We start from the raw sequence: 15,678 nt of genomic DNA, 5'->3' as shown, positions 1-15,678 counted from the left end.
CGGCCTCATCCGTTATTGCCCGTTTGATCAAACTCTCGAAATGCATCGACAGTCTGTAGGAGTTCCTCGCGCAAGATTGCGCAGAGGTTGCGGGTCGTTTCGTAATCAACTTGTCGTGGATCGTATCTCACTTCGATGTGGAGTTCGCCCGATTGGTACCCGACGCGAAACCAGAAGAGATAATTCATAACGGACTGATCCATATCTTCGCCGATCCACAATGGATGTGGATCTCTGGACAGCAGGCGGCGCGGATAATGACGTTGGAGTCTCGCTCGATAGTTCACTCCGATGCGGGGTAACGGCAGGCGATCGATCCGCTCCCGCACGGCGGGATGCCGACTCAAGAACTTCAAAGCTCGAAAACCTATGCCCTGGCGCGGCAACGAGGTGCGCTGCTGATATATAGAGCGGGCGCGGTCTGGACGAGACTCCGTTCCGGTAACGTATAACGGAAGCGGCACCAGTTCACCGATATAGCCGATGATTTGAGACGGATCGATGTCGTCGAATAGACATCCCCTGGTCGAAGTGAGGCTGTCAATCCAGAGTGAGTAATTTCCGAAAGCGCGGCCAAATGCCCCCGAAATAGCCGCAAGCAATAGATCAAAATCCTCGCATTGCGCAGACGCCGCCGCAACCTTGAGAAGTTTCCCCGTTGTCTCCTCGCTGATCCTTATATGATACGTGGCCTGGTCTTTCCAAAGCGGCCTGCAGAATTCTTCATCGATATGTTTCTCGGAGCCTACATAGTGGAGCCACCTCGCAGTTTGAGCTGAAAACCCCGCCGCATTCGTCCCAGAAGCGCTCACACCTATGTCAAACAGGTCGTACCGTAGGCCCTCCCAATGCTCGAGCTCGGTTACCGCTTCGCCATTCGCGTAATTATCCAGTCGCTGCAGCCATTGAGACAGGGTCGTCGTATCCGGATCTGCAGCAGTCCGACCAGCGGCAAACGAATCATACGCTGCCTCGAGTGCATTCAGGAACAGTCTGTAGCCAACCCCGTCTGCTACAAAGTGGTGCAGCAGAACAAGCAAATAGTAATCGCCACTCTCCGATGTCCGGAAGGCTGAGACTCTGATAAGAGGTGTCCGACCGTCAAATCGAAATATGCGCTGACGCTCCGCGCAGGCTTGCTCAATGGCCGCGAGTTGTTGCGCTGTGGCCATACCGACAAGGTTAATTTCTTCAACGATGGGATCTGGTATCGATCCGATTACTTGAGATAGGCCGCTCTCTGTTTCAGCGATTCGGAGCCTCAGTGCTTCCTCCCGGCCAATAACATGCGCAAGTGCACGTTCAAGAATGAAGACATTCAAGATGCCGGCGGGCATGAAGAAGAGATCAACAATATTGTAGTGCTCGCCGATTCCGACACAACTATTCCAATGTGAGACCGCAGGGGTTACTGGCATCGGTCCATCGGAAGCCGCTAAAGCAGATGTCGCGGCCAACCTTTGGTACGTTGCAAGTTCCCGGATGGTTGGTGTCTGATGCAGTTGGTTGACCGTTAAGCTCAGTCCCGCCTTACGCGCCAGTGTCACGCACCGCACACTCAGAAGCGAATTTCCACCGATATCAAAGAAGCTATCATCGATACCAATAGATTTGGCGCCCAACAGTTCTTGCCAGATACCGGCGAGGAGTCGCTCCCTCTCGGTCCGTGGCTCAGCTGGCTCGGTCTTTTGCATGGCGCGGGATGAGACGAAAGGGAGACGAGCCCGATCTATCTTCCCGTTCGCAGTGAGCGGCATACGTCGCACCATCTGAACATCCGATGGGATCATGTACGATGGGAGTGTCTGCCGCAGATGGCTCACAATGTCTCCTGAGGTCAGGCTGTCGTCATCTGGCGCCACGAGCGCAACCAGTCGCCGATCATCATCCTTGCCCTCTACAAAGACGGCGGCCTGTGCGATGGCAGGATGAGATCCGAGCGCCGTCTCGATTTCCTCGAGCTCAATTCGGAAACCCCGAAGCTGAATTTGGTTATCCGCTCGACCACAAATCTCCAGAAGACCTTTGGCTGAAATGCGGGCGATATCACCACTCCGATAAAGGACGCTGTATTGACCTTCATCGTATGGATTTGAAACGAAACAGTGCTTTGTTCGCTCTAGATCCTTCCAATATCCCGCGCTCACGCAGCGTCCTGCCACACAGAGTTCACCTGCGACTCCGACGGGAACCCGTTTCAACTGTGCGTCAAGGACGTACATTCTCACATTATCGATCGGGCGCCCAACGGGCACAGCTGAAGAGCCATCGTCGGCGTCCGTTGTTCCGTACACCGCTGCATTAGACGCGCACTCCGTAGTGCCATAAAAATTCCATAGCGGCACATCCGGAAAGCACTCTCGCCAACGAGAAGGAAGCGATGCCGGCATCGGTTCAGCGCTGCTTGTCACCAGGCGCAGGTTGGTCAATTTCTGCAGTCGCTTTTGAGCGGCAATTAAACCGGACAGAATAGGCGGCGAGGCAGACAACCACGTGACGTGATGCCGTGCCAACTCACTCAACAAGAGGTCGGGGTCGCGCAACTGCTCTTGCGTCAGAATGAGCGTGGGCACCCCCTTCAGAAGCCCTCCAAAATACTCCCATGCCGCAGCAACAAGTCCCGCTGACTTCTGTACGGCCATAACGTCGAAGCGATCAAAGGGGAAGCATCGCCACATCCAGTTCAGTCGATTGAGTATTGCGGATTCCGGTATGACAACGCCCTTCGCCTTACCCGTCGAGGATGAGGTATATATCAGGCTGGCTGCGCCCTTATCGGGCAATTCGATCGTTCGGTGCGTGACCCGGCCAGGAGCGTGTCCAGCCTGCAGGGTAGACAGGCTAACGCATGGCACACCAAAATGGACCTCTTTGTCCTCGCGAGCGCGAACAAGCAGGCTCGCGCCACTGTCCCTCACGATATGGCCGACCCGTTCCTCCGGGTAATCTGGCGATATAGGCGCGACAGTTGCCTGCAAATCCCGGATGGCCAAAGTCGTGGCCGCTACATCAGGCGACCTGTCGACGAGCATGGCAACGATGTCACCCGGCCCCACCCCGCACGTCCGCAGAACGGACTGGATTGTAGCCATGCGTTCGCGCAGATGGCCAAACGTGATTGCCCCGAACTCGCCGAAGTAAGCCACCCGATCGATGTTTGAAGCGCTCACCTGATCGAACGCTTCCACAAGTGAAGGCTCGTTCTCATATGACTGCTCATCACCCTTGAGCGAGTTTAGAATGGCGACTTCCGACGGGCTGAGGCTGCTCAGGGTGACAATCGGCTCGGCAGACCTCTCGACACAGGTAGCAAGAAGATGGCGAAGATTATCGGCCATGCGGGCGATCGCATCGCTCGAAAATACGTCTTCCGCGTAAGCCAGTTGCAACGCAATTGCATCGCCTTCGTCTTGCGCGTACAGTGTAAGGTCGAATTTCACATAACCTGTGTCGTATTCGCGAAAAGTCAGTTCCAAATCGCGCTTGGCAGGAGGTTCCGCGGGCTCGGAGTACATGTTGAACATGACTTGGAAGATCGGTGATCGACCGGGCTCGCGGTGGAATCGGGTATCTCTGACCATCCAGCTAAATGGATACGCCGAGTTCGCGATGGCATCGCTTGTGAGGTTATGCACGTGATTTACGTGAGCCGCGAAGGACTTATTGACGTCGATCGTGGTTCGAATTGGCAGCATGTTGAGGAAAAATCCTACGATCTCCTCGGTGCCGGGCTGGCTGCGCACCACATGCGGTATACCAACAATCACATCGTCTTGGCCGCTATACATCCGCAACAGCAGCTTGAAGCATGCCAATAGGATCGTGGAAGTCGTGCACCTGTGCCGGCGTGCAAAATCTCGCACTTGATCAGACACTTCGCCGCTAAGGAGAATCGCATGCGAGTTCCCACGGTAGGAGCTTACTTTCGACCGCAGTCGATTCCCGAGCGAAAGTACAGGAGGATTGTCGCCTAGCTGACGACGCCAATAGTGCCGCTGATCACTCAGCGACTTCGGTGTAAGATGTACACTTTCCCAGAGCGCATAGGTCGAGAGCGATGGGCGATCTGGTGGAGGGACGGCAGCGGGATTGGAGTATCTCGTCTGTAAATCTCTGAGCAGAACAGAGATTGACCATGCATCTATGATGATTTCGTGTGCGGTGATCAGCATGAGATGATCGTCGGCGCCAAGACGGATCAGGCGCGCACGAAACAAATGGCCCTGACTGAGATCAAAGGGATTGTTGAGCTCCTTCCGCCGCAGCTCCGCCAATAGCTCCTCGGCCTCCTCTTGAGGCAGGTGAGTGGCGTCCACCAACTCTATCTCGGATCTCTGCGGATCATCAAAAATCTGAACGGGCCCATCTTCGTCGATGAAACGTGCCGACAGCGCGTCATGCGCCTGAACAACATCGTTCCAAGCTTTATTGAAAGCGATTTGGTCGACAGCACCTCGGATACGCATACCACCTTGAATGATGTAATTTTTCGTGGTCGGATAGAGCTGCCAGAGAAACCAAAGATGTTCTTGCACTCGCGTCAGGGGCGCTCGTCTGAGCTTCCCACAGGGGGGAAGCACGTTCTTTGTCGTTTCGGATTGGTTTGATATCGATAATGCAAGCGACCTGATGGTCCCATTCAGAACGATCCTGAAATCCGCATTTGCTCCGAGCTGCCTCTGAATCCGAGCCAATATAAGTACCGCGCGGAGCGAGTCGCCCCCAAGATCCATGAATTGATCGTTGACACCGATGCCTTCGATCCGAAGAACGCTGGACCAAATATCTCGTAATGTGCTTTCAAGCTCCGTCTTTGGTTGCTCGAGCGGACTCTGCAGCTCCGGGCGAACGGTTGTCGGATCTGGCAGTAACGCGAGATCTACCTTCCCGTTTCGGGTGATCGGCATCCGGTCGACACGAATGAGTCGCTCCGGAAGCATGTAGGCAGGAAGTGTTTCGGCAGCAAAGCTCCGGAGTTCACCCTCTGAAAGTTCGGCAGGAGCCGACACATAGGCCAGTATTCGTCTTGGCCCAGTTTCTCGGCCGGTGTGGGTTATTTCCCGAGCCGTCAGCTTCACGCTCTCGTTTACCGGTGTGACAGCAACGGCGGCACTTACCAAAGGATGAGCGCAGAGGCGAGACTCGATTTCTCCAAGTTCGATCCGGTGCCCCCGGATCTTGATCTGACGATCTCGTCTACCAAGACACTCCAGCAGGCCATCTGCCCTGATGCGTCCGAGATCGCCGGTCTTGTAGAGCTGCCGATAAGATGGATGGTCCGAGAACGGGTTCGACAAAAAGACGTCTTTGGAACGCACGCCATCGTTGATGTATCCATCAGCGACACCGACCCCACTAACGCAGATCTCGCCAACTTCTCCCGTCTTGCACAGACGCGATCCATTGACGACATAAACCCTGAGATTGGCAATAGGCTTACCGATGGGCAAATAGGTTTCAGCTGTACTGGGCGGGAGAGATATAAAATGGTGTGTAACCCCATCCGCACATTCGGTCGGTCCGTAGTGATTGAGAATTGGGACTCGAGGAAAGAGTGTCAGCCACCCGTGCGCCAAGGCTGGCGTCAGCGGCTCGCCCACCGTGGAGACCATGCGCAACGCACGAAGAAACCGCTCCGTGACTGAGAGTGACTGGAGATACTCAACGAAGACGGCTAGCACCGATGGAACGAATTGGGCAATCGTGACGCGATTAGCCTGCAGTGCCCGAAGAAGGGCCGTCGGAGATCTCACTGTCGAATCATCTATGATCGCGACGCAACTGCCGACACATAGCCCTGCCAAAAGCTGCCACAGCGAGATGTCAAAGCTATGCGAGGCAGTTTGTGCGACACAGTCCTTCTCACTTAGCTCGAGCGCATCCATCTTGGCCCTCAAGTGGTTGTTTAGTCCTGCGCGCTTGACCATCACCCCCTTGGGTCTCCCCGTCGAACCGGACGTAAACAGAATGTAGGCGAGATGGCCCTCAGCCAAAGCTGGCATTCCAGGAGAGGCAGGGCCACCGTGTAGCGCCGTCTGCACCGTCAAGAATTGTCGGCGGCCTTTGCTGTTTTCCTGAAAGAGGCCAAGCTCTTCCGGTCTTTCCGGCCCGATAATCAGAGTGCATCCACTCTGCTCGATCATGAAAGAAATGCGGGAGGTCGGCAAAGATGGATCGAGCGGCAAATATGTCGAGCCGCTTTTGAGAATTGCGATTACCGTGGCTGCCCAATGGGGGTTTCGGTCACCGAAATACCCCACGATTCTACCCTCTGCGCTGTGCTCTCGTAAGGTGCTTGCAATTTTATCCGACAGCAGTCGCAACTCACCATATGTGAGTTCTTCCGCGCCATGCTTAATCGCTATCCTGTCTGGGAACGACGCCGCAATTTCATCGATAGACGCAACGACATCGATGAGCTGACTTATGACAGATTCGGACTTGGCAGTGCCGACTTCGTTGAGCATTAGTCGTCCTTGGGGGCGAGGCAATCAATAGGCTGGTTCGTAGTCCCTGCGAGAGAGCTTCAAAAGTCATGCCAACTACGCAAACAGGCGCTAAAGCCAAAATTTGCCCGTGAATCATCAATGGCTTAAATGAAAGTTAGCCAAGAGATCAGATCGAAAAGCGCCGTGTTGCAGACTCGACAAAGCCACAGCAGGGCGGCTACTCGTGTTTTGCCGGGAACAGCGGACAGGGATATTAACTACGACATTGGGTGCAGGCTGCGACATCGGTCCAGGTAAGTGTTGCGGCCATCCTCCGTTTCCGCCATTGCTGTGAGACGGTGGACACGAAACCTGCGGGGATCTGTCGCAACGTTCTGCCCACCGGTGTGGCAGAATAGACCGCGCGAACCAGTGAGGGGGACAACTACAGCTTACCGAAGGCTGCTTTGCGACACAGGCGCTGAAATGGGGACCGGGAAACAACGCGAACGTGCCGCAGGTCGAGACAATCCGACGATTCACTTATCGTTGCGCTGTCCTAAGTCGCAGTTGGTACGATGACCATGACACTGACGTGGCAGCGCAGGCAAGAATCCCGTGCCAAAGGCCCATTTAGATGCGTTGGCTCAAGCCAAAAGGAAAAGCGAGTTAACCCTTTCTCCCCGCGATGACCGCGGCGTCGGCGAATGCAGATTCGACATCTTGAGCCTGCGACGGGATACATACGAGGAAGCGGGGCTGAAAGACCTCGACGCGGCCCCGCCGCCACGCGGCCGGGTGCGCCATCAAGGTGGCGGCCCGCGGCCGTTGACTGCGCGTGATCCAATGCTGCTTGCCGACCTCGAGCGTCTCATTGAGCCGGCGACCTTGGGCGATCCGGAGCGGCCGCTGTTGTCGGTGTCGAAGAGCATGGACAAGCTGGCCCGCGCGCTTTCCGACATGGGCCATACGATCAGCCCCAACAGCGTGCGCAAGCTGCTCACCCAGCTCGGCTTCTCGCGCCCGTTCAACCGTAAGGCGGATGAAGGCGCCAACCATCCAGACCGCGACGCCCAACTCGAGCACATCAACGCCAAGGTGGTCGCGGCGCAGGCGGCCGGCGAGCCCGTCATCTCCGTGGATACGAAGAAAAAAGAACTTGTCGGCAACTTCAAAAACGGCGGCAGCGACTATCGCCCGAAGGGCGAGCCGCAGCGGGTGAACTGCACGACTTCGGCGACAAGACGCTCGGCAAAGTCGTCCCCTATGGCGTCTACGACGTGGCCGCCAACGAGGCCTGGGTCAGCGTCGGGATTACCGCCGACACCGCCGCGTTCGCCGTCCGGTCGATCCGCACCTGGCGCGAGCGCTATCCAGACGCCCGCGAACTGACGATCACCGCCGACTGCGGTGGCTCCAACGGCGCGCGGGTGCGGTTGTGGAAAGTGGAACTGCAGAAACTCGCCGACGAGACCGGGCTTGTCCTCCACGTCCACCACTATCCCCCGGCACGTCGCAGTGGAACAAGATCGAGCATCGGCTGTTCTGCCACATCACTCAGAACTGGCGCGGCCGGCCGCTCACTGACCGCCTCGCCGTCGCTGAACTGATCGGCGCAACCACGACCCAGACCGGACTCAAAGTCGCCTGCGCGCTCGACAGGCGGACCTACGAGAAGGGCGTCAAGATCTCCGACGTCGAGATGGCCAGCCTCGACATCACCGGCGGCGAGTTCCATCCCGACTGGAACTACACCATTACACCGCGGCGGCCGATGAATCCGTAGCAGTTATCGTTGCGGTTGTCCTTAGGCAAGACCCTCGGGCTTAGCGCCCGGCACAAATCTCGCCGAAGGACAGACCCTCCTGGCGTAAGGCGTGGAGCATCTCGAATATCGCCTGGCGAGATTGCCTATGCGCGAACCGGGCGCGCCGACGATGTGCCGCAGCGTCGACAACGGCGTCCTCGGACAGGATGGCTCTTCCTGAGGCACGGCCGCAAAGGCTCATCTGTTTCTCGATTGCCGTACGGAGATTCTGGACCAGGTGAAACCGATCTGCCACCTACCAAGCCCGCCGGTTCGCCTTCACGGATGGCTTGCGCATACAGGCCGCATCTGTCTCGGCTGACGACCTCGATGGAAGTATGGTTCCGCAGCCACCCGGCTGCACTATCGACACTCCGATCATCGAGAATGTCGACGACCGAACGTCGCTCGAGAGATCAGCCACGATAGTGCCGTATCGCGTCGCTCGCCGCCAACTCCAGTCATCGATGCCAACCACCCGAATCTTGGAGGTGCAGTGAGAAACCGCGGCATCCCGCTTCAGCTGCCGCAGTATGGTGTCGTCGCTGACAGGCATACCGAGCCTTTGCATCGGGCTTGCCCTGCGTCGGCAGATCCTGAAGGCTGCGGTTGGACCAGCCATGCCGACTTCGGCTCCGTCGTCCGCAATCGGGGAGATGCCGATCGTGGGTCCGGCAGCGGAAACAACCCAGCTGTCATCGACAGCGTCCGCGACATCTAGAATTTTGCCCCCTGGGCCGGGCGACCATTTCGATTTCCTTTGCATGCCCGCCCAAAGCGATAGTGTCGCTAACAGCGGATGAACCACACAAAGGAAAAACCCTTTTAACGGACAAGCGACACGACCATTTACACGCTGAAAATCGGCGCGACGCGAGATTGGATCGCTCGCATTGCCTGAGCACCGCGCGTCCGCAATCTGACACCGCAATCTGACACCGCGATATTCAGATTCACGTTCAACGTGCAATTCGCGCATGAAAGTTCCCATGCCTCATTACTAAAGACAATTTGTATCATTAACAAAGAATGCTGATAGGTGGCTATGGATAAAGAGACATGCGGTTCAAGGGCCTTGATCTAAATCGAGTGACTGGCTTCCGAGGATCTTCATGCAGCCTCGCAAATTGAAGCAAAAACTCACTTTGACAATAATCCCTAGATTGTAAAAACATAGGATAAACAGGGGACCTCTCAATGGAAAAGTTGCTCATTCTAAAGTCGACCGCTAGTACGGAATCCTTCCGCGGCGGACCAGGCCCGAGGCCGACCCCCAGGAAGGCTCGTGTGACGGCGCAAACTGTGGAACTAGAGGTGGTCGATGCCACTCCTGACCAGTTGCGCAGGGCCGAGCGAGATGAGGCGGTCAAAGCCTATGCGAGGCCGATGCCTCTCAAGCTGATTGCGCCGCGCAGGGCAAGCAAAGCGACAAGCCGCCAGCAGGTCGAGGCAGCAGTTCTGGCAGGTAAGTCATGGGGTGTCGAAGCTGTTTGTGGACCAAATCCGGACTATGACGGGGAAGGCGTCATCGTTGCGGTTCTCGATACTGGGATCAACAGGGAGCATGCGGCATTCAACGATCCGAACCTGGAAATCGTTGAGCGGGATTTCACCGGATCCGGCGGCGGTGACACCGATGGCCATGGGACACATTGCGCGGCGACGATCTTCGGCAGGAACGTGAATGGCGTCAGGATCGGGGTCGCGCCGGGAATTCGAAAAGCGTTGATTGGAAAGGTGATTGGAGGCTCCGCCGGTACCGAGGCATTGCTGGAGGGGTTCCAGTGGGCGCTTTCGAGCGGTGCAAACGTGATCTCGATGTCGCTCGGCTTCGATTTCCCGAGCTATCGCGAGTGGCTGGTGGATAAAGGGTACGCGTCGGAAGCGGCAACCTCCCAAGCGCTCGAAACGTTCATGGACAACATTCGCCTGTTCGATACGCTCCTGGAGATGAATAGGCACCAACAATCGATTGGCCGCTCAGCCGTCGTCGTTGCAGCAGCCGGCAACGAAAGCGGCCGGGACGCGGCAAAACCATATGTGATCCAACGGTCGAGCCCATCTGCAGCCATAGGCGTGATTTCGGTCGGCGCCGTCATGGAGATGGCCGATGGACTGACGGTCGCGCCGTTTTCCAATACCAATCCCACCCTGGTCGGTCCGGGCGTTGGTATTGTTTCTGCCGGGAAAATCACCAAGAGGAAGAAGGATGCACTGGAGGCCATGGACGGCACCAGCATGGCATGTCCGCACATCGCAGGGCTGGCGGCGCTGCATTGGCAGGCCGCCGCAAGCCATGACAGAAAGTCTGAAGAAATCGCCGAACGCGTCCGCAGATCCTGCAGCCGGGATCGAATTTATTATGAGGAGTCGACCATCGCCGATATCGGTCAGGGGCTTGCCCTAGCTCCGGTCAAGAAGCCGGTGAGACAGCGCTAGGCGAGCGACGGATGACCACTACCCGGCACTACCGCAAGAAGCGGATATCGGTGAGATCCGATATCCGGCGCGGGCGACGTGTCGAAGCGAGCCTCGTCATCACCTGCCAGAGCATCCAAGGCGGCAAGCTGACCGAAATCGATTTGGGTTTGTGGTCTGAATTGTCGAGATTCGGGTCTGGATCACGCCGTCAACGTAGCTCGAGGCAAAACCTCGGAAAACAACCTCCTCCTCCGGCAGTAAGGCGGTTTCCTGGCCCATTTCGTAGCCCGTGGCACATAGCTTGCCGGTGTCGAGGAAGTGTCTTGCGATCCTTGAAATACTTCGGCTCGGATGTCGCGCCTGACCCTCCTTTTTGCCGCGCCTGGCGACAACGCCTTGGCGAGCAGGTTCCGAACGGTGTCGGCTGGAACCGCGTAGTTCGTCGTGATGAACCGGCCGCTGAAATGCAGGCCGAAAGCCTCGCCGCTTGCGAAATCAAGCACGCAGGAACCCGAACTGCCGCCAAGCGTCGTGCAGTTGCGCAGAAGCTTCCCATCCCTCACAGCCGTCACCGCACCAGGGGCGAGCCGTTTCTTATTGTAGATCTTGCCATAGATATCCTCCATGAGGTTGACATCCGGGATTCTCCTGTCGAATGCTGGATGACCGATCACAGCCACGCCCTGGCTGATGCTCGGTTTTGCCGCCAGGGGGATGGCGCTTGCGAGCTTCGCTTCGCCGCTCATGAGCTCGACCTGAAAGAACGCGACGTCGGGACCAGGGTGCTCTTCGACATAAAGGGGCTTGAGGAGACGGAAAACCAGTTCGTCGGGATTGTCGATTTCTTCCAGGAAATCGACGCGGGCTTTCATGGGGCCGTCCGTGCCCTGCTTGAAGACAAATCCGCTGCCATGAGCCGTCCCACCAAAATCAGCCTACGCTGTGGCCAGCGAGATCAGTTGACGTTTCCATATAAGAAAATCGGCTGAGAATATCAGCCGACCTTCTTTCTCGTATCTGGAACGGAGTAGCGTTTCATCGGGATGGTGATCCATCCGGTCAGGCTCTTCGCCACCGAAAGGATGGTCTCCTCATCGCCCTCGATCAAGAGAGAAGACGCCTTTTGGTCAACGACGGTAGCACCGGCCCTTCCGAATTTCTCGGCGGTTTCATTCGAGGATGGCCCTGTCGAGCTTTTCCTCCTCAATATCACCTGTTGCATAACCACGTCGCTCATGATCATCCCACCCTGGAAGTCCGAAGCCCTCGAAATCCCGGGCAAGACCAAGCGGCGTCGCCGAGCCGAAGAGCTTATCTCTAAGCGCGGTGCTTTTTTCGGCACCGTTGAGACCTAATATAGTCGCGTCCTCGCCCAAAAGATAGGCCGCATAGCCAGCCAATGCGGGACTTGCCATCGAGGTTCCACTCATCGCGCCAAATGTCCCTCCGGGCAACGTCGAGACAACCCCCACACCAGGGCCTGTCAGATCGATCTGCGGCCCGAAATTCGAAAATGCGCCCACGAAGGTATTCTCCCTTCCGTATGGTTTGGCGACATCTCCGACCTCCGACGACGCCATCGGGAAGGAATCCGTCCATCCCATCGCCGTAACAGCGACACAGAACGGCAAGGCGGCGGGATAGCTTACCGGCTTTCGACTATCATTGCCGGCCGCTGCAATCACCAGAACGCCGCTGTCGAGTGCCGATCCAATCGCCGCTCTGACCGCCTCGTCCTCTTCGCCGCCGCCAAGGCTGAGGTTTATGATGTTGCATCCATCCTGAACAGACCGGTCGATGGCATTCATGATATCGTAATTGGTCGCGTCTCCCCCGTCGTGGGGAAAGACGCGGTAGCTTCTCAACGTGACGCCGGGCGCGACGCCGGCAAGGTCGATATCGCCCGAAGGCCGGGCTCCAACGATCCCTGCGACATGCGTACCGTGCTCGCCTTCGACAGCGGCCGGCCCCCAGTCAGCGATCTCGCCCGGATCGTCCTTCGTTTCCTCAAGAACCATGTTTGCCCCTCCCGAAATGTTGGGCAACAGCGGGTGGTTCGGGTCGATGCCGGTATCGACGATGCCCACAACCACCTCGTGTCCCGCGGTCAAGGGCAGATCGCCACGAAACCGGCGCAAGGCTAGAAGCTGTCCTGCGAGATTAATCGTTTCAAGCTGTAGGGCCGCGCCGGCGGCCAGCGTGAAGTTGCGCTCAAAGCGCCCCCAGTGGCGGGCGGGGCCATAGATGTAGACACGCTCAAGCGTTACGCCTGGCGCAATTCGCAACCGAATTTCGCCATTGGCGTCGGTCGAGCCCTCGTCGCCGGCCCTGGCACGGAAATTGGTGAATGCAACAACACGGGCACCGGCAAGAGGATTTCCATCAGTATCCTCGACGCGCAACACGGCACCCTGGCCTGCCTGCGCAACGACCGCCGCTGCCGCTGCTCGCTTCACCTTGTAAATCGCTCGCATCTTTTCATAGGTAACGAGCGGAACAATCTTGAGGGCGGGTTCCTCCAGTCGAAGTTCCAACTCCGTCTCGGGCGTCATCTCGACAAGCTTTGGCCCATCGACGCTGACTGAGTCGATGACTTCGACCTTGCTCATCGCATCCTTGGTCAACGGCGCAGTTCCGCGCGCCGCCGCGACCAGCGGTATCGTCAACCTGAGTGCTGCTGCCCGCGCGAGGACCGCAGAGCGAAATCCGTGCGGGGGAAGCACGACATATTGTTTGAGCATGCGTATTCTCCAAGACTGCCGGACAGTTTGGCGTGACATTATAGGAAAACGAATGCTCCGATAAGTGGTAGAGCGAAGAATTTGGGCGATCTCGCAGACATCGGCGACCTCGAGCCAGGGCGGTGCCGGCTAAACGGCCTCTGCGAAATGCAGCAGACATCGTCGCCGCCTGAATTGCAGCCAATAGCGCGGCTCGGCGATCTTGCACCGTCGCGCTTCTCGTATCCAGATACACCATTAAGCGCGCCGTGTGATCGCGACGGGTTTCTCCACGGCGTGCATAGAGGGCAAATGCTTCTGGGGCGGCGCCGATCTGATTAGCAACATATCTCAGCATGGCGCGAGGCGGAGTTTCTTCTGCTCCCAGCACTCGGCCCCGGGTATCGCATAAGACATAGCTGAATAGCAAAGCCGAGCCGATTATGATCACGCCTGCGCAGTTCGATTTCCAGGCGATCCGCCAGTGACAACGAATAGTGTCGGATCAGGCTGTCCTCTTCGACTGGTATATCGAAAAGCTTTCCGTGGGCCCAGTGCCGCGCTGCTCGCGTTTGCCTCGCGGTCGATCAATATGCTCGGCAATGTCGTTTGTCGTGGTGACAAGTCCGCGCTTCAAGCCACAGCAGCGATCGGCTATCCCATCGCTTCGACAAACGCCGCCGGGAGGAAGACATGTTGACGATCACAGACGCGCTCAAGAAACACCTGAAGAATCCTGAGCTATTCGCCCAACTTGTAACACTGGCCGGTCCTGATGCGGGCGAAGGCTCGAAGCGCTTTGCCGTCCACAACCCTTCGACCGGAGATCTCCTGGCGCATTTGCCCGATATGGGTGCCGGCGAGACTGCCGCGACGATCAACCGCGCTTATGCCGCCCAGGAACTATGGGCCGGTCTGACCGCCCGCGCCCGTTCCGAAATCTTATGGGAGTGGCATCGCCTGATCCTTGAACACGGCGACGATCTCGCCGCCATCCTGACCGCGGAGATGGGCAAGCCGTTTGTCGAGGCGAAGTCGGAGATCACCCATGCGGCAGCCTATCTTCAATGGTATGCCGAGGAAGCAAACCGCATTTATGGCGAGACGATTTCGGCGCCATCGAACGACCGGCGAATGCTTGTGATCAAGCAGCCGATCGGCGTGGTCGGCGCCATTACCCCTTGGAACTTCCCAGCGTCAATGGTGGCGCGCAAGATCTCCCCTGCCCTTGCCGCCGGCTGCACGGTCGTTCTCAAACCCGCCGAGCAGACGCCGCTTGTCGCTGGCGCCATGTTTGTGCTTGCGCAAAAAGCAGGGTTTCCGGACGGTGTGCTGAACCTGATCTATGCCTCGGAGGGCGATGCCGTCGGCCGTGAGCTTTGCACCAATCCGAAGGTTCGCAAGATCAGCTTCACCGGATCGACGGAAGTCGGGCGACTGCTGATGCGGCAATGCTCGGACCAGATCAAGAAGGTCAGCTTCGAGCTCGGCGGTAACGCGCCCTTCATCGTTTTTGATGACGCCGATATCAATGCGGCCGTCGATGGCGCCATCCAGGCGAAGTTTCGCAATGGCGGCCAGACCTGCGTTTCGGCCAACCGCATCTATGTCCAATCCTCCGTCCATGATCAGTTTTCGGAGAAGTTCACCGATCGCGTCCGGCACCTGCACGTCGGCGACGGCTTCGATCCGGATGTCGCCATCGGCCCGCTGATCGACACCCAGGCGCTGGCCAAGATCGAAGCGCATGTCGACGATGCCGTCGGCAAGGGAGCGGCTATCCGCTGCGGCGGGAGACGCGTCGGCGATTCCGGAACCTTTTTTCAGCCGACCGTGATCACAAACGTCGTCAGCACCATGCGGCTTGCTCAAGAAGAAACTTTCGGGCCGCTGGCGCCGATCATCTGCTTCGACGATCCCGATCAGGTGGTTCGCGAAGCAAACGACACAATCTACGGCCTTGCCGCCTATTTCTATGCCTCCAATCTCAAGCGCGTCTGGAAGGTGGCCGAAGCGCTCGAATACGGGATGGTCGGGATCAACACCGGCCGCATGTCTTCGGAGGCGGCCCCCTTTGGCGGCATCAAGCAATCTGGTATCGGCCGGGAAGGATCCCGTCACGGTCTGGAGGACTATCTCGAGATGAAATATCTCTGCATGGGCGGGCTTTGACGAGACCGCAGGGATTGGCTCCGACATCTCTCCTCCAAAAACACGTCGCTAAAATTGCGCCTGTGGTTGGGAAAAAGCAGCTTTGATCGTCCGATTGGCAGCGTCAGGTCGAGAAACCGTGGTCCACCCA

At 57.6% G+C, this 15,678-nt stretch carries 5 protein-coding genes and 3 pseudogenes; 3 read left to right on the top strand and 5 right to left on the bottom strand.

Features of this window, described 5'->3' with window-relative positions:
- Positions 1 to 5 precede the first annotated feature (5 nt).
- Positions 6 to 6,467 carry a non-ribosomal peptide synthetase gene (locus tag V8P77_RS31755; protein ID WP_264399521.1) on the bottom strand — a complete coding sequence of 2,154 codons (6,462 nt, stop codon included), beginning with the start codon at positions 6,465 to 6,467 and terminating at the stop codon, positions 6 to 8.
- Between the two features lie 807 nt (positions 6,468 to 7,274).
- Here V8P77_RS31755 and V8P77_RS34865 point away from each other — a divergent pair.
- Positions 7,275 to 8,214 (top strand): annotated as a pseudogene (locus tag V8P77_RS34865) (ISAzo13 family transposase).
- 55 nt (positions 8,215 to 8,269) lie between these two features.
- Here V8P77_RS34865 and V8P77_RS31740 read toward each other — a convergent pair.
- A pseudogene (locus V8P77_RS31740) lies at positions 8,270 to 9,001 on the bottom strand (transposase); the annotation flags it as partial.
- Positions 9,002 to 9,432: 431 nt separating this feature from the next.
- Here V8P77_RS31740 and V8P77_RS31735 point away from each other — a divergent pair.
- On the top strand, positions 9,433 to 10,674 hold the full coding sequence (locus tag V8P77_RS31735) for a S8 family serine peptidase (protein ID WP_335916235.1): 1,242 nt from the start codon (positions 9,433 to 9,435) through the stop codon (positions 10,672 to 10,674).
- A 182-nt stretch (positions 10,675 to 10,856) separates the two neighbouring features.
- On the opposite strand, the gene V8P77_RS34860 is transcribed toward V8P77_RS31735, so the two are convergent.
- From V8P77_RS34860 to V8P77_RS31720, 3 genes and pseudogenes are all read right to left on the bottom strand, one after another.
- Positions 10,857 to 11,402, bottom strand: a complete 546-nt coding sequence (locus V8P77_RS34860; protein WP_373696481.1) for a trypsin-like serine peptidase — start codon at positions 11,400 to 11,402, stop codon at positions 10,857 to 10,859.
- Positions 11,403 to 11,825: 423 nt separating this feature from the next.
- Positions 11,826 to 13,397: a S8 family serine peptidase gene (locus tag V8P77_RS31725; protein ID WP_264399516.1), complete on the bottom strand. Its 1,572-nt coding sequence runs from the start codon at positions 13,395 to 13,397 to the stop codon at positions 11,826 to 11,828.
- A gap of 154 nt (positions 13,398 to 13,551) precedes the next feature.
- Positions 13,552 to 13,906 (bottom strand): annotated as a pseudogene (locus tag V8P77_RS31720) (DUF4158 domain-containing protein); the annotation flags it as partial.
- Positions 13,907 to 14,069: 163 nt separating this feature from the next.
- Here V8P77_RS31720 and V8P77_RS31715 point away from each other — a divergent pair.
- Complete coding sequence (locus tag V8P77_RS31715; RefSeq protein ID WP_264399515.1) at positions 14,070 to 15,548, top strand: NAD-dependent succinate-semialdehyde dehydrogenase; 1,479 nt, start codon at positions 14,070 to 14,072, stop codon at positions 15,546 to 15,548.
- Positions 15,549 to 15,678 lie beyond the last annotated feature (130 nt).

This window comes from Rhizobium aouanii, from assembly GCF_037002925.1.
Classification (GTDB): Bacteria; Pseudomonadota; Alphaproteobacteria; order Rhizobiales; family Rhizobiaceae; genus Rhizobium; species Rhizobium aouanii.
This window is presented reverse-complemented; position numbering and strand designations above follow the sequence as displayed.

Excerpts from the sequence above, each read along its gene's own strand:
- V8P77_RS31755 (WP_264399521.1), bottom strand. The coding sequence starts at position 6,467 with ATGCTCAACGAAGTCGGCACTGCCAAGTCCGAATCTGTCATAAGTCAG.
- V8P77_RS31735 (WP_335916235.1), top strand. The coding sequence starts at position 9,433 with ATGGAAAAGTTGCTCATTCTAAAGTCGACCGCTAGTACGGAATCCTTC.
- V8P77_RS31725 (WP_264399516.1), bottom strand. The coding sequence starts at position 13,397 with ATGCTCAAACAATATGTCGTGCTTCCCCCGCACGGATTTCGCTCTGCG.
- V8P77_RS31715 (WP_264399515.1), top strand. The coding sequence starts at position 14,070 with ATGTTGACGATCACAGACGCGCTCAAGAAACACCTGAAGAATCCTGAG.
- V8P77_RS34860 (WP_373696481.1), bottom strand. The coding sequence starts at position 11,402 with ATGAGCGGCGAAGCGAAGCTCGCAAGCGCCATCCCCCTGGCGGCAAAA.